General features: G+C 68.7%; 12 protein-coding genes. 3 read left to right on the forward strand and 9 right to left on the reverse strand.

Annotated features, from left to right (window positions below; all coding sequences use genetic code 11):
- Window positions 1-40 precede the first annotated feature (40 nt).
- From ACFYM6_RS33565 to ACFYM6_RS33590, 6 genes are all read right to left on the reverse strand, one after another.
- Window positions 41-928: a carbohydrate ABC transporter permease gene (locus tag ACFYM6_RS33565; protein WP_387281491.1), complete on the reverse strand. Its 888-nt coding sequence runs from the start codon at window positions 926-928 to the stop codon at window positions 41-43.
- Entirely contained in the window at window positions 925-1,872 is a 948-nt protein-coding gene (locus tag ACFYM6_RS33570) for a carbohydrate ABC transporter permease (RefSeq protein WP_387281492.1), read from the reverse strand. Before ACFYM6_RS33570 ends, ACFYM6_RS33565 begins: the two co-directional genes overlap by 4 nt.
- Window positions 1,873-1,951: 79 nt before the next feature.
- On the reverse strand, window positions 1,952-3,313 hold the full coding sequence (locus ACFYM6_RS33575; RefSeq protein ID WP_387281493.1) for an extracellular solute-binding protein: 1,362 nt from the start codon (window positions 3,311-3,313) through the stop codon (window positions 1,952-1,954).
- Between the two features lie 55 nt (window positions 3,314-3,368).
- Entirely contained in the window at window positions 3,369-4,640 is a 1,272-nt protein-coding gene (locus tag ACFYM6_RS33580) for an enolase C-terminal domain-like protein (RefSeq protein WP_387281494.1), read from the reverse strand.
- Window positions 4,637-5,533: an NAD-dependent epimerase/dehydratase family protein gene (locus ACFYM6_RS33585; protein ID WP_387281495.1), complete on the reverse strand. Its 897-nt coding sequence runs from the start codon at window positions 5,531-5,533 to the stop codon at window positions 4,637-4,639. The genes ACFYM6_RS33580 and ACFYM6_RS33585 overlap by 4 nt, the downstream gene beginning before the upstream one ends.
- Before the next feature lie 177 nt (window positions 5,534-5,710).
- Entirely contained in the window at window positions 5,711-6,709 is a 999-nt protein-coding gene (locus ACFYM6_RS33590; RefSeq protein ID WP_387281496.1) for a LacI family DNA-binding transcriptional regulator, read from the reverse strand.
- A 138-nt stretch (window positions 6,710-6,847) separates the two neighbouring features.
- Between ACFYM6_RS33590 and ACFYM6_RS33595 the strand changes: the two genes are divergently transcribed.
- Entirely contained in the window at window positions 6,848-10,381 is a 3,534-nt protein-coding gene (locus ACFYM6_RS33595) for a hypothetical protein (RefSeq protein ID WP_387281497.1), read from the forward strand.
- A 453-nt stretch (window positions 10,382-10,834) separates the two neighbouring features.
- Here ACFYM6_RS33595 and ACFYM6_RS33600 read toward each other — a convergent pair whose 3' ends face one another.
- Window positions 10,835-14,947, reverse strand: coding sequence for a glycosyl hydrolase 115 family protein (locus ACFYM6_RS33600; RefSeq protein WP_387281498.1), 4,113 nt, complete (start codon window positions 14,945-14,947; stop codon window positions 10,835-10,837).
- Between the two features lie 119 nt (window positions 14,948-15,066).
- Between ACFYM6_RS33600 and ACFYM6_RS33605 the strand changes: the two genes are divergently transcribed.
- A complete protein-coding gene (locus tag ACFYM6_RS33605) occupies window positions 15,067-16,056 on the forward strand; it encodes a LacI family DNA-binding transcriptional regulator (protein ID WP_387281499.1) in 990 nt (329 codons plus the stop codon).
- Window positions 16,057-16,362: 306 nt separating this feature from the next.
- Window positions 16,363-18,585: a hypothetical protein gene (locus tag ACFYM6_RS33610; protein ID WP_387281500.1), complete on the forward strand. Its 2,223-nt coding sequence runs from the start codon at window positions 16,363-16,365 to the stop codon at window positions 18,583-18,585.
- A 329-nt stretch (window positions 18,586-18,914) separates the two neighbouring features.
- Here ACFYM6_RS33610 and ACFYM6_RS33615 read toward each other — a convergent pair whose 3' ends face one another.
- Both ACFYM6_RS33615 and ACFYM6_RS33620 read right to left on the reverse strand, forming a co-directional pair.
- The gene (locus tag ACFYM6_RS33615; RefSeq protein WP_387281501.1) at window positions 18,915-19,073 is read right to left on the reverse strand and encodes a hypothetical protein; all 159 of its coding nucleotides are present in this window, start codon (window positions 19,071-19,073) and stop codon (window positions 18,915-18,917) included.
- Between the two features lie 107 nt (window positions 19,074-19,180).
- Window positions 19,181-20,605, reverse strand: coding sequence for a glycoside hydrolase family 28 protein (locus ACFYM6_RS33620; RefSeq protein ID WP_387281502.1), 1,425 nt, complete (start codon window positions 20,603-20,605; stop codon window positions 19,181-19,183).
- Window positions 20,606-20,716 lie beyond the last annotated feature (111 nt).

Below are 20,716 nucleotides of genomic sequence, written 5' to 3' on the forward strand. Positions count from 1 at the left end.
GCGGCCCAGAGAATCCCCTCCTGTTAGGGAGAGGAGGACGTCAACCTTTCAGGGCTCCCGAGTTGCCGGCCGCCCGCAGGAACTGCCGCTGGAACACGAGGAAGAGCACCACCGGGATGATCACGGAGATGAACAGGGCGCCCATGAATTGCGCGAAGTCGGCGGAGCTCTCCAGCCGCGGCAGCGCGACCGAGATCGGTTGGTCCTGCGGATTCGGCAGCACCAGCAGCGGCCACAGGAACTCCTTGTACGCCCCGACGAGCGTCAGCAGGCTCACCACGCCCAGGATCGGCCGTGACATCGGCAGCACGAGCGAGACGAAGACCCGGAAGGGACCCGCGCCGTCGATTCGGGCCGCCTCGAACAGGTCGGCGGGAATGGCCGCGAAGAACCGTTGCATGAGCAGCACGTTGACCGCGTTGGCCGAGGCGGGCAGCCACACCGCCCACAGGGTTCCGATCAGGTTGGCGTGCACGAGCGGCATGTCCATCACGGTCAGGTAGAGCGAGACGAGCGAGATGACGCCGGGAATGAACAGCGTCGCGAGGATCGCTGCGAACACGGCCTTCGCGTACCTTGGCTTCAGAATGGCGAGCCCATAGCCACCGGTCGTGGCGACGAGGAGCCCGAAGAACAGCGACCCCGCCATGAGCCAGAGCGTGTTGACGAAGTAGCGCGCGAAGTCGACCTTTGTCCACACCTCGGCGAAGGTGTTCCAGTGGATCCCGCTCGGCCAGAGCGAGAACGGCGCGGAGAGCGTCTCGGTCGTGGTCGATGTCGCGGCCTTGAACAGCCAGAACAGCGGTCCCACGCACAAGACGGCGAGAGCGGCGAACAGCAGCACTCGGACGGCGACGAGGGCGATCCGTACGCCGGGTCGGCGCCGGTCGAGACGGGACAGGAGGCTGCGTTCGGCGTCGGCGGTCATGAGGTGCTCCAGCGCTTGGTCGCCCAGAGGTAGATCCAGGAAAGGCCTGACAGGGCGATCGCCAGGAGGAGGCTCAAGGCCGTCGCGCGCCCGTAGTCCCCGGATACGAACGCGTACCGGTAGATCAGCATGAGGATCGTGACCGTGCGGTTCTCGGGACCGCCATTGGTCATGATGTAAGGCTCGGTGAAGACCTGGAAGGTGCCGATCAACTGCAGCAGCATCATCACGAGCAGCACGCCGCGCATCTGCGGGAGAGTGACGTGCCAGAACCGCCGGAACGCACTCGCCCCGTCTGTCTCCGCGGCGTCATACAGCTCGGTCTGTACGCCCATCAGCGTGGCGAGATAGATGATTGTCGCAGTGCCGAACGACGCCCAGGTGGCCTGCAGCACGATCGAGGGCATGGCGAGGTCGCCGTCGTTGAGCCACGACAACGGGCCCAGCCCCACCCACCCGAGGATGGTGTTGAGCACGCCGGTCGGGCTCGGGTCGAAGAATGCCTTCCACAACAGGACGGCGACCACGGGCGGGAAGATCACGGGCACGTACACGAGCGCCGAGGCCAGTCCCCGGGTGCGACGCAACTCCGCGATGAAGACCGCCAGGATCACCGGCACGGGGAACCCGATCACGAGGGCCAGCAGCGCGAACCACAGCGTGTTGAGCGCGGCCGTCAGGAGCAGCGGGTCGGCCAGGACCCGCGTGAAGTTGTCGAGGCCGACCCAGTCGGCCGTCAGGAAATTGGTCTGCTGCATGCTCAGGGGCAGCGACCGCAGGATCGGCCACCACGAGAAGAGGCCGAACGACAGTAAGAGCGGCAGGAAGAACACCAGCGTGGACAGCCCACCACGGCGTACCCAGCCCATGAGCCCGCGCGACGGACGGTTCGCCACGGTTTGCTGCATGCGGGACGCCGGCCGGGACGGGGCCTGGACAGTCACCGAGATCACCTCGTCTGTTCGGGTGGACTCCCCGTCGCGTCACGGCGACCGCGGCGGGACGGGGAGCCGGTAGCGGAGATCAGCCTGCGTCGATGGTCGTCTGGACCTTGCGCTGGGCTTCCTTCAGCAGCGCGTCGATGTCGGCATCCTTGCGCGTCAGCACTGCTTGGACCACAGTGTCGAGCGTCCCGTACGTCTCCTGCGTCTTCGTCGGCGGCTCGGGGACCAGAGCCATCGTCTGAGCGGAGGCGAGGTACGCCGCATAGTTCTGCCGCGGCACGTTGACGTAGTCCTTCACCCAGCCGAGATACCGGTCGGTCGTCGCCTGGTCGAAGAGCGAGAGCGCGGGTTCGCCCACCGGCTGCTTGTCGGCCGCTTTGGCCTTTGCGTCCGCGACGGCCGCCTCCTGGCTGCCGTACTTGCGGAGGTACCGGTACTCCGCCCACTTGATCGCGGCCTTGGTCTCGGCGACCGAGGCGCGCGGGTTGATGATCGCGACGGTACCGCCGCCGAGCGTACCCAGGCCCTGGGCCGCCTGCGGCAGCGGCGCGAGGCCGAAGTCGTCGGGCTTCATGCCCATGTTCGACACCAGCGTCTTGTACGCGTCCGCGCCCTGCACGAACATGCCGATCTTGCCGCCGGCGAACGCCTTCATGGCGTCGTTGTAGCCGATCAGGAAGTTCGAGCCGAAGGTGTTGTCCTCCCACCGCAGGGAGCGGTAGAACTCCAGTGCGCTGCGGGTGGCGTCGTTGTCGACGGTCGCGTTCTTGCCGTCCGCCGACTCGATGGTGCCGCCGTTGGCGTAGCTCATCGTGGTGAGCACCCAGCCGCCGGTGTTGTCCTTCGTCATGCTCGCGAAGCCCTGCACGCCGGTGGCGGACTGGATCGCCTTCGCGGCGACGCGTACCTCGTCCCACGTGGTGGGCGGCTTGTCGGGGTCGAGGCCCGCCTTCTTGAACAGGTCACGGTTGTAGAGCAAACCCATGCTGTACGCCTGAACTGGCACCCCGTAAATGTGGTCGCCGGAGTCCTTGACGATCTTCTGAATGGACGGGTTGATCCGGCCGATCGCGGAGTCCTTGGGGATGGTGCCGGTGATATCGGCGATCTGCTTGCGAGCGATCAGTCCCTGCATCTCCGTGAAGGGGACGTAGAAGACGGTCGGGAGCTTGCCGCCGGCCAGAAGTGCTTGGAACGTGCGTACGTCGAAGGTGGCTTCGTCGCCGGTGACTTTGATGTCGGGGTTGGCCTTGATGAAGTCGGCGATGTCGCGGTTGAAGTTGTTGAGCTCCTCCGGCTGCTGATTGGTGGGCATGCCCGCGACGGTGATCGACACGGGCCCGGATGAGTCGCTGTTCGGCCCGCTGCACCCGGTGGCCAGGGCGAGCGCTGCGACGGCCAGGGCTGCCGGCGCGAGAAGCGTGGTTCTTGTGCTTTTCATGAGTCTCCTCGGACAGTGTTGGTGGTGGATCACTGGGTGTGGGCGGTGCTGCCGGTCAGGGAGCGATGAGTCCTCCGTCCCGGCCGCGGACCCGCGCGGCCCACGCGTCGTGCCCGGAGAGTCCGGCGGGGAACCGGGCGGCGGCGGCCTCGTCGAGGTCGATCCCCCAGCCCGGTGACTCGTTGGGGCGCAGCCAGCCGCGCTCGATGCGCAGCGTCCCGGGGAAGACCTCGTGCACGGCGGGGGTGTACACGTGGCCTTCCTGGATGCCGAAGGCCGGGCTGGTCACATCCAGCGCGACGTTGGCTGCCGCACCGATGGGCGATGTGTCGCCTGGGGCGTGCCACGCCGTGCGCACCCCCACGAGTTCCGCAGCGGTGGCGATCTTGCGTGCCGCGGTGAGGCCCCCGATGCCGGAGACGTGGGAGCGGATGAAGTCAACGCCCCCGCCGAGCACGAGGCGCGCCGCGTCCGTCAGCGACGTGGTCAGCTCGCCCACCGCGAGGGGCACGGGCGAGGCTGCCCGTACCTCGGGCAGGCGGTCCCAATGCTCGGGCGCGATGACGTCTTCCAGAAAGAACAGGCGGTACGGCTCGAGCGAGCGGGCGAGCACGACGGCCTGTTTCGGCGAGAGCCGCGAGTGCACGTCGTGCAGCAGAGCGATGTCGGGGCCGAGCCGGTCGCGGGCCGCCGCGAAGAGTTCGGGGGTACGCCGCAGGTACTCCTCGACGTTCCAGCCGCCCGGGTACTGGTGGTCGGCGGTTGCGGTGTGGGGCACCGCCGGGGCACCGTAGTGGCCGGCGCCCGGCTGGCCCGTCTGCAGCCGGATGTGCCGCAGCCCCTCCTCCCGGAGGCGTTCTGCCTGGTCGAGGGTCTCCTCGACGGTCGCGCCGGCGGCGTGCAGGTAGGTGTCGGCCGCCGCGCGTACCTTGCCGCCGAGAAGCTCGTGTACCGGCCGTCCGGCCCGCTTTCCCGCGATGTCCCACAACGCCTGGTCGAGCCCGGAGATCGCGTTGTTGCCGACCGGGCCCTCACGCCAGTAGGACGAGAACCTGGCAAGGCGTACGAGGTCTTCGATGTCGCCCGGATAGCGGCCGACGACCAGCCGGGCGAGATGCTCCTCCACGTAGGTCGCGACCGCCCGCCAGCGCTGCGTGAAGGTCGCACAGCCCAGGCCGTACAGGCCATCGTCGCTCGTCTCGACCTTGACGACCAGCAGCGGAATGCCCTCCGGTGCGGTCGCGATCGCCCGGACCCGGGTGATGCGCACGTCGTCGGGCGCTTCCCAGGGCTGGGCGAAGGGGGACGTTGCGTCCGGCGTACTCATGCAGATGCCTCCATGACAGATGCCTCGCCCTCGGCGAGCGAGACGACGGGAGCCCAGCCGAGTACGCGGCGCGCGGCGGACGTGTCGATCGGCGCTCGACGCCCGTCGAATCGTTGCCGGCGTTCGACGTGGGCGGCGTAGCGGTCGAGAAGGTCGTCCGTGGACTCGTTCAGGATGGTGTCCGCCGCGGCGACCAGAAGCGTGTGCATCCCGGAGATCGGCTGGGTGAGGCCGCGCAGGATCGCGTCGACGGCATCCCCCATCTCCAGGTACGCCCACCCCTCCCGGGCGAGGCGCGCCCGTTCCCCGGGAGTCGCGATCATGCGCCGCACCGTGTCCCGCAACGCGGCGAGCTCGCGGACGAGCGGGAAGCGCAGCGCGACGACGGTCATGTCCCAACGGCTGCAAGCGAACGCACCGACCTGCTCGTCAACCCACTTCGACAGCGAGTACGCGTCGTCGTGCGCCACGGGCGACGCCTCGTCCAGCGGGTAGTACGCCGGCATCACGTCGTGCCGGTTCATCGGCACCCCGAAGGCGTTGATCGAGCTGGCGATGACCGCCCGGCGGATGCCCACCTCCCCGGCGCACGCGAGGACCGTGAATGTCGCGGAGGTGTTCCCGACGAACACGGCCCGCGGCGTGTCGAGGTCGGGGTGCGCCGTCGCCGCCAGATGAACGACCGCGTCCACGTCCGCGAGCGCGTCTCGCACCAGGACTTCATCGGCGGCGTCGCCCGTGAAGACCCGGTCCGCCGGGGTCGGCGCGGACCAGGTACGGGACAGCGCGGTGACGGCGATGCCGCGGTCGACGAGCGCCTCGACCGTCGGCCGGCCAACGGTCCCGTCGGCACCGGTGACCAACACACGGGTGGGTCGGAAGAGCTCAGGCACGCCGGTGATCCTCACTGTCGGAGACGGTGTTGCGAAACTGCTTTCGCAGCAGAGAAGCACACGCCCCAAAGGATGTCAATACGCGGATGCCGACGGACCGCTCCGGCGCATGCCGAGACACGGCAGTCCCGTCAGGACTGCCGTGCGGTCAGGAACGCTGCGTTGTCCGGCCGCGCGTCAGGAGGAAGGACCGAGCACGAGGGTCGGCGCCACGAGGTGCTCGCCGGGCGCCCGCTCGGGAGAAAGGACATCGGCCGCGGCGAGCCGGCCGAGCCGCTGCAGCTCCAGATCGACGGTGGTGAGCCGGCGGATGCCCTGGTCCAGGACGATGCCTTCCCAGTTGTCGACGCCGACGACGGCGATGTCCGCGGGCACCCGGAGGCCGCGCGCGGCGCAGACCTCAAGCACGCCCAGGCCGATATGGTCGTTGCCGCAGAAGACGGCGTCGATCTCGGCACCGGAATCGAGCAGGTCGGACATCGCCTGGGCGCCCCATTCGTGAGACCAGGATCCGTGCCGGGTCTCGCCGGCCTGCTTCAGCCCGGCAGCCTCCAGTTTCGTACGCATTCCGCGCTCACGCAGGCGCACGGCGATGCTGTCCCGACTGCCCGTGATGTGGGCGATACGCGTACGACCGCGCTCCACCAGGTGCCGCGTCGCGAGGCGGCCCGCGCCCTCGTTGTCGGGCAGGTAGACGACATCCTCGCGATGGTCCGACGCCGCGAACGCGTACGTCACGGGTACGCCGAAATGGTGCGTCACCGAGGGCGACACGCGTTCGTGACCGTCCCCGACGACGAGAAGACCGTCGATGCGGCGCGCCTGGAGCGCCCGGATGCTCTTGGTCATCTGACGCGGCACGAGCAGGTCCTCGTCGAACACGAGAGACGCCTGCTGCAGCTCGCCGAGCTGCAGCACCGCGCCGATGAGGACCGGACCTGCGAAGGTACTGGCCGCGCGGTAGGTCAGGACCCCGATGGTCCGGCTGCGCCCGAGCGCGAAGGAGCGCGCCAGCGCGTTCGGCTGAAAATCGAGCCGCTCCGCGACCTCACGCACGCGCGCCCGGGTCTCCTCCGAGATCCGATCGCCCCCGTTCAGGGCCTTGGACGCGGTGGAGAGCGACACCCCGGCGATCGACGCGATGTCGCTCAACCGGACGTTGCGGTTCGACGGCATGCCGAGAGCATACCGGCGCGAAGGCATTGACAGAGTCCGACCGCCCGGCGAAAAATGCCGACTGCGAAACCGATTTCGCACCGCAAAGCCTCCCCGTCCCCCGATCGCGATCATCCGACGCCTCATCGAGGAGTGCTCATGCCCAGGACGATCTCCCCGCTTTCCGGAAGGGCGCTCTCCCGCCGAGCGCTCGCGCTGCTGGCTTCCCTCGCTGCCGTCATGGCGCTGCTGTCCGCCCCACACCCCGCCGCCGCCGACACCGGGCCCGTCGTGATCGGCGACTTCGAACACGGCACCGATCCGTGGTTCCCGGTGACGACGGGCGGCGCCACAGCGACGCTCACGACCACCACCGACACCCCCGCGGGTGGCACCGCCTCCGCCCGTGTCCAGGCGAACGCGCCGAGCGGAACGGTCGAGATGGCGCGCGCCGTCCCCTCAGTCGACCTGCGAAGACTCGACCTCTCGGTACGCAGCGCCCAGCTGACCGGCCTGGTCCTGCGCCTCGTCGACAGCACCGGGCAGGCGCACCAGCAGACCGTCGCGCTCTCCCCCGGCACACAGTGGCAGAAGCTGTCGATCACCACCTTCGCCGGCGGAACTCAGTACGTTCACTGGGGCGGCGCCAATGACGGTGTGTGGCACGGGCCGCTGACGCAGATCTCGCTGCTGATCGACGCGTTCCGCATCTCTCCTGGCCCCGCCGTGACGCTCGACGTCGACGACGTCATCGCCCAGGGACCGCCGCCCCCGCTCGCCATCAGGCCGACCACGCTCGGCAACGCCTTCACGACCGGCGACACCGTCTCGTTCGGCGTCGACACGGCCGCCACGTCGCTCAGCTGGTCGGCGCGGGACGCGTACGGGGCCGTCGTCGCCGCCGGCTCCGGCACCCCGGCGCAGCTCGGGAACACCATCTCCCTCGGCACCCTGGGGACCGGCTGGTACACGGTTGACATTGCCGCCGTCCAGCCCGACGGCACCACCGTCAACGGCGGCACGGACGTCTCGGTGTTGCCCACGACCACGCTCCGGGAACGGCGCGTTGGTGCCGCGACGCACTACGGTGGAAGGTGGCCGACGGCCTCCGCACCCTTGCTCGGGAAGGCTGGCCTCGGCTTCGCTCGTGACGAGGCGTACTGGTCGGAGGTCGAACGGGTCAAAGGCACATACGCCTTCCCCTCGCGCGTGGAGAACGCCGATGCGGCGCTACGCGCGACCGGCGTGGACTTCCTGCAGGTGCTCGACTACGGCAACGCGCTCTACCACCAGGGAGAGGCGCCCGCGACCGATGAGGGACGAGCCGGTTTCGCCGGGTACGCCCAGGCCTCCGTCGATCACTTCGGCACCGCGCGCGCGGCGTACGAGGTGTGGAACGAGTGGAACATCCGCGACGTGACCGGGCCCGCGGGGGCGACGCCGCAGAACTACGTCGCGCTGCTCGCCGCGACGGCCACGAAGGTGAAGGCGACGCATCCGGACGCGACACTGGCCGGGCCTGCCCTCGCGCCGATGAACGACTGGCAGGGCTGGCTCGACGGCTTCATCGCCGCCGGCGGCCTCGACCACATCGACGCGTTCTCGACCCACCCGTACAACTTCACCGCCGAGCCGGAGGCGTTCCGGACCCACGTGGCGATCCTGCGGCAGAAGTTCACCGCGGCGGGGCACCCCGACATGCCGATCTGGTTCACCGAGCACGGCTGGTACACGACGCAGAACCCACCCGGCGTAGCGCCCGGCGTACAGGCACGCAACCTCGCGCGCGCCCAACTCCTGAGCCTCGGCGACGGGATCGGGCGCTACACCGTCTACGACTTCAAGGACGACGGCACGAACCCGGCCGATGCCGAGCACAACTTCGGGATGATCCGCAACGAGGTTGACGCTCGTGGTGCGTACGTCCCCAAGCCCGCGTTCACCGCGGAGGGCGTGCTCACTCGCCAGACGGCGGAGCGCCCCGTACGCGCGGTTCTGTCGCTCGGCACCGGCCGCTACGGAGTCGAGTTCGGCCCGCGTACGGGCGAATCCGCTGACACGCGGATGCAGGCGCTGTGGGCACTGACGCCGCAGACGTGGAGCGTCCAGGCGACCGGCTCGGTAACGGTCACCAACCTCTACGGCGGCACCACTGTCCTTGAGCCGGACGCCGGCGGACGGGTGCACGTCTCTGTGGGTGCGGAGCCGATCTATCTGCAAGGCGCACTGGGCCAGGTGGCGACCACCTCGCCGTTCTCGCTGGCCGTGACGGGTTCCGTCGGCGGAAGCGCGCCGGATGCCACCTGGCACATCGCCAACCCGGGGACGACGACCCGCACCCTCTCGCTCGTCTCCGATGGGCTGACCACGCAGGCGACCGTGCCCGCCGGGGCGACGCAGGACGTCGCGGCGGCGCTCGCGCCCGCTCAGGTGGGGCAGCGCACCTGGACCGCGGTCGTACGGGAGGGAGGCCACGCGATCGGCGTCCTCACCGCCGCCGCGCAGGTCGTTCCCGCATTGCAGCTGACGGGTGAGCACGTGCTGAGCGCTGCCGGCACGGACGTGCTGCGGCTCGAGGTTCTCAATCGCAGCACGCACGCGGTACGCCTCGACGGTGTCACCTGGGCCGTCGGCGGTTCGAGGGGAACAGCGCTGGTCGATGCGCAGGTGGCGGGCGGAGCCACGGCCGTACAGGATGTTCCGCTCACCGCCTTCGGTGCGTGGTCGGCGACCGTCTCCGGACCGGCGACCGACACCGCGAGCGGCGTGGTCGTGGCGGCGAGTTCGGTGGCGGTGGACGTCCCGTACCAGCCGGTGAAGATCGACGGCGTGGTGGACCGCGCCCTGGAGAAGCTCCCGGCCCAGACGCTGGGCAAGGACGAACAGGTGATCACCGGATGGAAGGGCCTTCAGGACCTCAGCGGAAGCCTGTGGATCACACACGACGACAGCCGGCTCTACCTCACCGCGCAGATCGTCGACGACGTCCAGGCGCAGCCCGCGAGGGATGCGGCCATCTGGCAGGGCGACAGTCTCCAACTCGGGTCGTCCCCGGGCTGGCCGGGCGAAAGTGGCCGCCCCGTCGGCGAGGTCGGCACCGCCCTGACCGATGCGGGACCGGTCGACCTCACCCGATGGCTACCCGTCAGTGGCGGGACGGACGGCATCGCGACCATGATGAAGCGGGACGAGAAGACGAAGACGACGACCTACGAGCTGGCAGCGACGTGGGCGGCGCTCGGGGTCGACCCGGCCAGTCGCATCATGGCCGCCACCATCGCGATCAACGACAACGACGGGTCGGGTCGCCGCGGCTGGAGCACCTGGGGCAAGGGTGTCGCCGAAGCGAAGGATCCGAGCCTGTTCCACGCCCTGCGGCTCATGCCTCCCGGCGGTGACGAGGTGGACCTGTCGACACAGGCGCGTACGGTGTGTCTTCCGTCCGGTGGCGCCGTCGCGGTCGACGTGACGAACCGGGAGCTGCTGCCAGCCGGTGTCCGCATCACCACTCCGTGGGGTCGCAAGGAGTTCCGCGATGTGCCGCCCGGTGTGCGGGTCTCCGAGACCTTTCCCACCGGGTCGGTATCGCTTCCCGCCGGGACGGTGACCGTGGATGCTTCGGTCGTCGCCGCGAGCGGCCAGCCGTCCTACCAGCTGCGGCAGGTGCCCTACCCGCCGATCGGCTGCCCCTGACCGAGCCCCACCCGGACGACGGCGGAGAGGTCGGCCCTCTCCGCCGTCACCCTTCGGCACAGCTGTCACAAGCCAGCCGGCTGGCCGCGGCACGGCTCGCCCCGGGCCCGCTACATCGCGGTGGCGGGCGAGGGAGGGCGGTCCGAGGGCAGGCCGCGTGCCGCGCGATCCAGTCGGGCGACAGTGGCACCTGGCAGGTCGCGCAGAGCGGCACGACTCACTACGACAATGCGGTCACGAGCTACTACGGCGACGTCGATCTGCCGTGCTACCTGCGGGTCTATGCAAAGTTCGGCAGCCAGGAGAAGCTGACGCAGCCGGCGCGCAACAACAACTGCGGCGTGGGCTGAGGCGGCGCTCCGCACATGACGAGACGGCCGGACCTGGAAGGTCCGGCCGTTTCGGTTGGTAGCGGGGGCAGGATCTGATGGGGCTCTGCTCGATGTCAGAGCGTCATGAAGCGCTCATTTTCCGGCGGCTGGGGGCCTGGAAGCCGGTGAAGTTGGGTGTGTCGTTCCTGGTCAGGGCGATCTGGTTGAGCGCCAGCCCCGCCTCGCGAGGTGCCAGCGTGATCGTGTGCTCGCCCGGCTTGAGCGCCAGCGCGGCACCCGCGACGCTCGTGCTGCCGTACCAGGTCTCGAACCCGGTCTCCGGCCCGGACTTGTTCGACTGGTACCGCCACTGCCCGTCGACGACCAGGTGGTAGGAGTCCGCATCGACGTTGGGGTTGCTCGAGTTGACGAACAGGTAGTACGTGCCACCGGTCTGGATGTCGACGGTGAAGTCGAGCCGCGGTGGTGCTCCCGCTGCGGAGCTTCCGTTGACCTTCTGCGTCGGGCCGGCCTTGAACAACGCCTCGGCCTGGGCCGCAGAGGTCGCCAGCCACTGCGCCTTCGCGCTGGCATCGGCCGACGGGACGACCTGCAGGCCGTTACGAGCCAACGCCCAGCCGTGCGTCCCGTTGTTGCTGTCGGTCGCACGAGCGGTGGCACTGTCCTCGAGGGCGTCGGCCGCATCGAGGACGACCAGGCCGTCCTGCTCCAGGTACGGGCCGACCGGCGCACCGTCCGCCCGCCGCACCGTGACGGTCAGCACCCAGGCCTCCCCGCCGCCGGCGGTGATGGAGACCTCGGCTCGCCCGGCCCTGTGTCCGGTGATGCTCACCGCACCGTCCTTGACCGCGACCGACACCGCGGTCTCGTTGTCCGACTCCGCGGCCACCACGCCCGCCACGCCCTCGACCCTGCTTGTCCGGCCCACCGACGTCTCGATCGCAGGCAGCCGGCGAAGCTGCGGCATCACGGCGGGAAGTGCCGCCACGGTCGCCGTCTGGGGTGCGGCGATGTTGTTCGGGCTCTCGGGCGGGCCGACCAGGCCGTCACCGACCGCGCCGTCGCGGGTCTCGATGATGATCCGGTCGAAGAGGATCGCGGTGTCCGAGCGGTAGACCATCAGGTCGTGCCAGCCCGGCGTGGTCACCTCGACGGTGAAGGTCAGGGGTTCGATCCCGTGCATGATGTTGAATCCCCAGGGGCTGGTGCTCGTACCGGCGACAGAGTTGCCGCGCAGCAGGCTGGGGACCTGGTCGTCGAGCCCGACGGCCGTGCGCGCGGTGCGCGGCGTGCCGTTGTCCTCGGTGCCTTCGTTCAGCGTCGGAATTCGGTAGAAGGTCCCGGTGAACCTCCCGGTGGAGGTGAAGTGGACCCGGTATCTCAGGCGGGCGGTCGTCTCGAAGCCGGAGTCGACGCGGGGCGCGATCTCCGGGAAGCTGCCCATCGATGCCCCGCGCTGGCCCACGCCTTCAAGGGGGGCCCACCGGCTCCCGTCGGCGCCGGGCACGTTCTCGGAGAAGTGCTCGGCCTCGAGGGCCACGTATCCGTTGGCCTCCAGGTGCGCCGGCTCGGCGACCCGGCGCAGGTCCACGGCGGCCCGCGCCGCGTCGACCGTGAACGTCGCGACCGGGTCGCCGGACTTGGCGCCGTCGACGGCGTTGAAGACCCGGATCGTTCCCGTCGTGGCCGGGTGGTCCTTGGCGACCGTCACCGTGACTCGTTGCTCTGTCGCGGTCGTGCCCGAGCGCTGAGACAGGGTGATCCACGCAGCGTCCGCCTCGGCGACCCACTCCTGCGGCTTGGCTACGTCGTCGCGGGAGAACACGTCGAAGAACCGCTTGTCGTCGGGCACCGCCGAGTTGAACGTCAGCGTGCCGCGGCCGGGCTCCTTGCTCCCCTCGGCGGCGGCGCCCACCGCATCGGTCGGTGCGGCCACCCGGGCATACCGGTCGTTGGTGAGCATGACGGTGCCCTCGTTCGGAAAGCCTTCGGGATGGCTGTGGTCGATGGCGTGGTCCCACTTGCCGTCGCTGATCGTGTTCCAGTAGGCCTCGTCGGCGAGGATGCGCTCACGGGCCTGCTTCGAGAGCAGCTCGTAGCTGCCCGCGCTGGCGTAGCGACCTTGGGCGGCGGCGAGCTGGTTCTTCCAGTAGTAGCCGATCTGCTCGGCCATGTTGCGGTAGGACCGGACCCGGTGGAGCACCTGCTGATAGAATGCGGAGCGATAGCGCGGGTCGAGCTTCGCGGAGACGCCCTCGAGAATCCTCACCAGCTCGTTGGACTCGTTGATGTAGCGCTGGAGCTCATCCCCGTCCGAGGTGGCACTGAACGGGAAGACCTGACCGGCGTGGATCCTTCCTGAGTTCGCGTTGGAGGAGTTGATCTCCCCCCAGAACTCGGCGCGCTTGGTGTTCTCGAGCGCGTCGAACCTTTTCAGCGCGTCGGCGACCACGGCGGCGTTGTTGCCCCTCAGCCGGAAGTCTCGCTGCACGTGCTCGGTGAGGAACCTGCTCCCGATGTTCGTGTCGTCATAGCCCTCGACGTCCCACGCGAGCTTGGCGAACAGGCCGAGCTTGATCTCGCCGGGCTTGATGTCCCCGACGTTGAGGATCCAGTAGCGACCCGCACCGGAGTTCCACGCCCGACGCAGCTGCTGCACCATCAGGGACATCGGCGTCGAGTTCAGCCACAGGTAGCTCTTCGGCTCGCCCCAGTAGGAGATGTGGTAGTAGACGCCGTTCCCGCCGGACCGAGCGGCCTCGGTCCGCGTGGGCACCTGGCGCAGATAGCCCTGGTTGTCCTCGGCCCACATCAGGGTCACATCGGCGGGGATGTGGTCTTTCAGCCCGGCGTTGTAGAGGTCGTTCATCTCCTTGTAGGGGATGAACACCTGCGGCACAGCGTCGGGGCTGCCGTAGACCGCTGCGATCAGCTTGCGCTGCTCGCGAATGACGTCGGCCTCCATCTCGACCTTGTCCTTGAACCCGTACGGGTTACCGGGTGTGAACACCGGATCGCTGTCGTGCACGCCGCGGATACCCAGGGCAAGGATGTTCTCGAAGTCGGCGTTGGCGACCACCCGCTGGCGCCAGTACTCCAGGATCGCGGGCTTGTTGATCGAATAGTCGAAGGCGGCCACGGCGTCCGAGCCCTTGATGTGGAGCGCGTCCTTGTTACGGTCGTACCACTGTCGCCACTCGCCCTCGTTGTTGCGCAGCATCAGCTCGGCGTGAGACGAGGATGCGACCACGCCGAACGTTGCCGCCTCGCGAGCGTTGATCGGTGTCCCCGTGTCGTATGTCCCGGTGTCGGTGACCGCGTTGAACGCCCTCGAGGCCAGGTGCATCGCCGGCCACAGCGTGTTCAGCCTCAGCCGCAGCATCAGCTCGAAGACGTGCCGGTAGAAGTTGACGTCAGGCGTGCCGTTGCCGGTGGGGAACTTCCTCTTCGCCCACGCGACGGTGCGTTCCTCGTCGTTGATGAAGAATCCGCGGTACTTGACGTCCGGCCCGTCGTCGACCCGGGTCTTGCCTTTGACGTCGATGTCGTCGCGCTGCTTGACCGGCACGTCGCTGTACCAGTACCACGGCGAGACGCCGATCTCCTCGGAGATCGAGTAGATCCCGTAGATCGTCCCGCGGGCATCGCTGCCGGCGATCACCAGTGCGTTGTCGACCCCGGGGACCGGGTTCTTGATGGTCTTGGTCGCGTACGCCTCCCACTTGCCCTTGATCCTGGCGGCCTCGTCGAACTTGCCGGCTGCGACGATCTCGTCGATCAGCCGGCTCTGACCGATCTGGCCGACGATGATCGCGCTCTGCTGACCCGCGGCCTCGGTCAGCAGGGCCGGCAGCTTGCTCTGGTCTGCCTTCGCCAACCGCGCTTCCTTGGCCGACTCGTCGTCGACGAACAGGCTCTGCACCTCACCGGGATCGATCGCCCCGGTCACCATGGCGACGTCCTGCCGCAGGTCCTGAACCGCGCGGCGCACCTGCGTGTAGTCCCGATCGGCGTGATCGCCGCCGTAGGACGTGTCGATCAGGATCGGCGAGGCCGTGTGACCGTTGAAGATGGTGAAGTCACCCGACGATGCGTGCGCCGGCGTCACCCCCACCGACGTCAGGGACGCGGCCAGCACAACGGTCACGACAGCCGCGGACCACCGCCTGGCCCGACCCGCGAAACTGCGCTGGTTGCGCTGCACACCTCGACCTCTTAGCCCGGGCTGCGACATCCCTCGCTCCTCTCGTCCGACACGGTCACCGTGCGGCCGGCACGGTCGCAACCTAGGAACCAGGCGACAACTTCTGCAAGGTGTTGCCAGAATTGCCATTGTCGTGTCTAGATGCGTTCGTGGAGCCCACCATCTTTGACGTGGCGCAAGCTGTCGGCGTGGCCGCATCGACGGTCTCCCGGGCGTTCAACAAGCCCGGCCGGGTCAACGAAGCGACGCGACAGCGGATCGTCGCTGCCGCCGCACAGCTCGGCTACCAGCACAGACCGCAGAACCGCGCCCTTCCGGGTCCACGCCACCGCACCATCGCCATGGTTCTCTCGGACATCACCAATCCCCACTTCTTCGAGCTGATCCGCGGCGCGGAGCAGCGCGCGAAGGCGTCCGACGTCACTCTCGTGATCGTCAACGCCGAGGAATCCCGGCGCATCGAGGAGAACCAGATTCGCGACCTGGCCGCTGGCGTGGACGGATTCCTGCTGGCCTCCAGCCGACTCCGCGACGAGATCCTGCGCGACCTCGCCAAACTGCACCGGATCGTCCTGTTCAACCGAGAGCTGCCCGGGTTGACCAGCGTCACGTTCGACACCGCCGCAGGCTGTCAGCAGATCCTGGAACACCTGGCCTCGCTCGGGCACCAGAGCTTCACCTACTGCGCCGGGCCACCCAGTTCCTGGATGGGCGCGGCGCGCTGGGCGGCACTGAGCGCCGGGGCCGAAGCGCACGGTCTGACGGCACACCGGATCGGTCCGTACACCCCCAACGTCGCCAACGGCGGGGCCGCCGCCGACGGAGCACTACGCACCGATGTGACGGCGGTCGTCGCCCACAACGACCTCCTGGCGATCGGTATCATCCGACGCCTCGCCCAGCGCGGTGTTCGAGTCCCGGCCGACATCAGCGTGATCGGGTTCGACGACATATTCGCCGCCGACTTCGTCCATCCCTCGTTGACCACCCTGGCTGGACCCGGCTCGCACGCCGGTCGGCTCGCGGTAGAGCTCGTGATCGAGCAGTTCGCCGCACGACAGGGCGAGGGCGAGGCGATCCGTCTGCCTACCGAACTGGTGCTTCGCGAGTCGTCCGGCCCAGCGGAACGCCGCGCCTGAGCGGCGCGGCCGTGGCGAACGCGACGAGCGCCTGCAGACCGCCAATACCAACGGAAAACCTCAACGCCTTCTTCGAGGTGGCTGTACCAGACGGGCGAGCCGGCCTCCTGGTGACCTTGCGCGCGGGCCCCGCGCGCATGCTTGCGAAGCCCGCTGCCTGGTCGGGGGTGGGTGGCCGGATCCGGTCGAGTTCGCCGGCAAGGGTTGTAGCCGCCGCCGGTGCCTTTGTAGCGTGACCCGGGTCCTTGAATCGATTCACGGTCGCCCCGAACCGCGAGGCATCGTCCCGGCCGAGGAGGCGCAGAGATGACCGAAGAACGCAGAATCCGCCGACGCACTGTCCTGCGGGGAGCCGGCGCGCTCGCCGCCGCTCCGTTGATGGCCCAGGTCCTCGCCGCGGAGGCCGCAGCGGCGCAGGCGGCCCCGCAGCCCGGACCGCGCATCGACCGGCGGGCGGTGGTCTCCCGCCACCCGGTCGTCCGGTACGCCAGCGACCGGGAACTGCCCGTCCAGGTGGGCAACGGCCGGTTCGCCTTCGGCGCCGACGTCACCGGCCTGCAGACGTTCGTCCCGTTCTCCACCCTGTCCGACTGGGGCTGGCACAGCGACGCCCTGCCGCCGGGGAAGACCATCGCCGACTACAAGGGCACGGTCTGGGACACCTACGGCCGGCCGGTCTACTACTGGACCGGCGACAAGAACGAGCCGGAGCTGCACAACTGGCTGCGTGGCAACCCGCACCGGATCAACCTGGGCCGGATCGGCCTGCGCCTGCTGAGGGCCGACGGCACCGAGGCCACCGAGGCCGACCTCACCGACACGGTGCAGCGGCTGGACACCTGGACCGGGCTGCTTCACAGCAGCTTCCGGCTGGACGGGCATCCGGTCACCGTGGAGACCTCCTGCCACCCCGGCATCGACGCGGTCGGCGTCCGGATCACCTCGCCCCTGGTGGCGCTCGGCCGGCTCACGGTGTTCCTCGACTTCCCCTACGCGACCGCCGCCGGGCAGGACAAGTTCTCCGCCCCGTACGTCGGCTTCTGGGACCGGCCGCAGGCACACACCACGACCCTGTCCTCCCGCGGCGCCGCCGGCGCGCTGATCATGCACGTCCTGGACGAGACCGAGTACCAGGTCGCACTCGCCTTCACCGCCGGCGCGACGGTGACCCGGGAGGACCCGGCGCGGCACCGCTACCGGATCACCGGCGGGCGCTCCGAGCGGCTCGACCTCACCTGCCACTTCGCACCGGAGGTGGACCGGGCGGCCCCACCAGCGGCAGAGGTGTCGGCGCAGAGCGCGTCCTGGTGGCCCCGCTTCTGGCACACGGGAGGGGCGGTCGACCTGTCCGGCAGCAGCGATCCCCGGTGGCGGGAACTGGAGCGGCGGATCGTGCTCAGCCAGTACCACCTGGCCGTCAACGAGGCGGGCAATGAGCCGCCGCAGGAGTCGGGCTTGGTGAACAACGGCTGGTACGGCAAGTTCCACATGGAGATGTACTGGTGGCACGCCGCGCACTACGCGCTGTGGGACCGGTGGCCGCTGCTGGACCGCAGCACCGACATCTACTCCCGGTTCCTGCCGCGCGCCCGGCGGCTCGCCGCCGAGCAGGGTTTCCGGGGCGCCCGGTGGCCGAAGATGACCACCGCGGTCGATGACGCGACCGGACGCGAGTCGCCGAACGTGCCGACCGCCCTGCTGCTCTGGCAGCAGCCGCACCCAATCTTCCTGGCCGAACTCGACTACCAGGCCCACCCGACCCGCCGGACGCTGCTCAAGTGGCAGACGGTGATCTTCGAGAGCGCCGAGTTCATGGCGTCGTTCGCCCACGATGACGGCACCGGCCGTTACGTTCTAGGGCCGCCGCTGATGTGCGCCAACGAGCGCAACCCCGCCGGGGCCACCACGAACCCGACCTTCGAGTTGTCGTACTGGCGGTTCGGGCTGCGGGTCGCCCAGCAGTGGCGCGAACGCCTCGGTTTGGGTCGCGACGCGCGCTGGGACGACGTGCTCACCCGGCTGGCGCCGCTGCCCGTGCAGGACGGCCGGTACGTGCTCTACGAGGGTGTGCCGGACATGTGGACCCGGTTCAACACCAACCACCCCGACCCGGTCGCCCCGTACGGCATGCTGCCCGGCGACGGCGTGGACGTCGAGACCATGCGGGCGACCACCGCCAAGGTGTACGAGACGTGGCCGGTGACCGACCTGTACAGCTGGGACTTCCCGCTGCTGGCGATGAACGCCGCCCGCCTCGGGGACCCCGTACGGGCGGTGGACTTCTTGCTGCACGAGCGGCTCGGCTTCACCGACACCGGGCTGCCGGCCAGTGGCAAGAAGGGCGTCCCTTCGCCATACTTCCCGGCCGCGGGCGGGCTGCTCTACGCCGTCGCGATGATGTGCGCGGGCTGGGGTGACTCCCCAGACGTGCCGGGCGGGGCGACCGGTGCGGCCGGCGCCGACGGCACCGCACCCGGGTTCCCGGAGGGCTGGGTGGTTCGGTGGGAGGGGCTTGCCCCGGCGTTGTGACGGACGGTCGGGGGCGCGGGTGGCCGGCTTCGCCGGTCACCCGCCCCCGAGTTCACTCCTCGATCGCCCCGCCCACTGCCCGCAGGTGTTCCCGGAAGGTCAGCGCCGGATTCTCGGCCCGGGCGGCCAGATGTGCCCCGAGCCGATCTGTGCGCGCAGCGGCTCCCCGGCCCACCTCCGGTCGGCCTGCCGTCGCTCCGCGTCCCTGATCGACTCGGTGAGGTCGAACACCTCCCCCCACCCGGTCGGCCCGGCACAACAGCGCGCCGTCCTCGTCGGCCAGCGCAACGTCGCCGGCGTCGACCGTCCACAGCCCACCCGCGCCGAGGTCAGCGCGTCCGCGGGCCGGGGTCGAGGCGCAGTAGGCCGGTCGGGATGGCGCCGAGGTTGAACACCGGAAGCCGGACCGCCAGGATGTCGACGATGTCCCGGTGCAGGCCCCAGACCACCAGGCCGGCCAGGCCGACGGCCTGCGCCTCCAGGCCCACCAGGTCGCCGACGAGGCGTCGCCCGGCCGCGCGGATAGGGGCGCGAGATCGTCTCCCGGGTGGCCGCGCGGTTCGGTGCGGCCACCCGGGGAGAATGGTCAGGGACTTCAGGAGGTTCCTGCGTCCGCGGCCACGTGGTAGACGATAGTGTTGATGTTGATTCCGTTGAACAGGTTCAGCGCGACATAATGACGATCGGTGTACCAGTACTGGTCGTCGTTCAGCGTGATCGTGCCACTCGTGAAGGAGCCGTCCGCGTTCATGGTCACCGGAATCGCCGTGCCACTCCTGTCCACGAAGATGCGGGCCGTGCCACCGCTTACAAAGCCGGGGTATGTGGCCAGGTCGACCTGGCCGGTGATCGTGAAGCTGTGTCCGGAGACCTTGTTGATCACATTCGGGTTGCCGGTGCTCACCGGCGTCAGTTGCACGGTCTGATCACCTGCGTGAGCTACCGTCTCGTTCAGGACGTTCAGCGGTGTCGTGTTGTAAACCGTCTCCGCTCCGGTCGACGGGTCGATGTAGGTTACATTCTCGACAACCAGGTTTTTTATGTTCTTGTTCGAGTTGAAGGCGGCCTGCAGCGTGTTGCTCGTGTGGAAGGTCGAATTCCGATAGTAGACGTTCTCCACCGGTGAACGCGAGGCTGCGCTGGAGAACTGGAACGTGGTCCTGCCTGGTGTCATAGTCGGCGCGGTGTTGACGTCGTCGAGGTAGATGTTGCGGACTGTCGGGTTGAAGATGTCGGCGTTGGGGAACGACACTGTTTCGGAGTAGTTGCTGTCGAGTTGGACCATCGCGGACCGCGCCATCGTCAGCAGGTTGTGCCGGAGATAGATCTTCTCGACGAATCCGCCCCGGTACGAGTTCGTCTTGATCTTCAGGATCATCGCCAGCCCAGGTCCGCCGAACTCGTTGTGTTCGATGAACACGTTCCGGATGCCCCCCGACATCTCGCTGCCCATCGAGACCGCGGCGGAGTAGGTGCCGATGTTGTCGTTGTTGTACAGCGAGTCTCGGACGATGATGTTCTCGCTTGGTTGCCGGTGCAGCCTGCCGTTGACGTTTCGGCCGGCCTTGATCGCAGCACCGTCATCGCTGACCGTAACCCGGTTCCTCTCCATGACGACGTTCTTGGAGGACTCCGGGTTGGTTCCGTCGTCGTTGTTCCAGCCGGTGGCCTCGAAGTCTTTGGTCTTGTCGCTGTAGATGTCGAGGTCTCTGATGAGGACGTTCTCGGAGTTGAGCGGGTGGACGATCCAGAACGGCGTGTTCCTGATCTTCACGTCCTCGATGAGGACGTTGCGAGAGTGGTTCGTTTCGATGAAATGCGGCCGGAAGGTGGACTTCATGGCCACCGCGTCCGCTGGCGGCGGAACGTGCTTTACCGTGTCCCCGTCGATCACCGGGATCGTGCTGGGCATGTGTCCGTCGTCGGTGAATAGCCGCTTCGTGATCGGCACGTCCTCGAAGTTCATCTGGTTGAGGATGCCGTTTTCACCGTACGGAGCGTCGAGGCTCTTGTTCTCCACCGACGGCTCACCCCAGTGACGTGATCTCAACAAGATTCGGATAGGTACTTGTATTCGAAATGAGTCAAGTGCAGCGCGGCGGCGACGATATCGCCGGTCCGGCCTGGGCTG

It is taken from the genome of Micromonospora sp. NPDC006431 (assembly GCF_042870725.1).
GTDB lineage: Bacteria > Actinomycetota > Actinomycetes > Mycobacteriales > Micromonosporaceae > Micromonospora.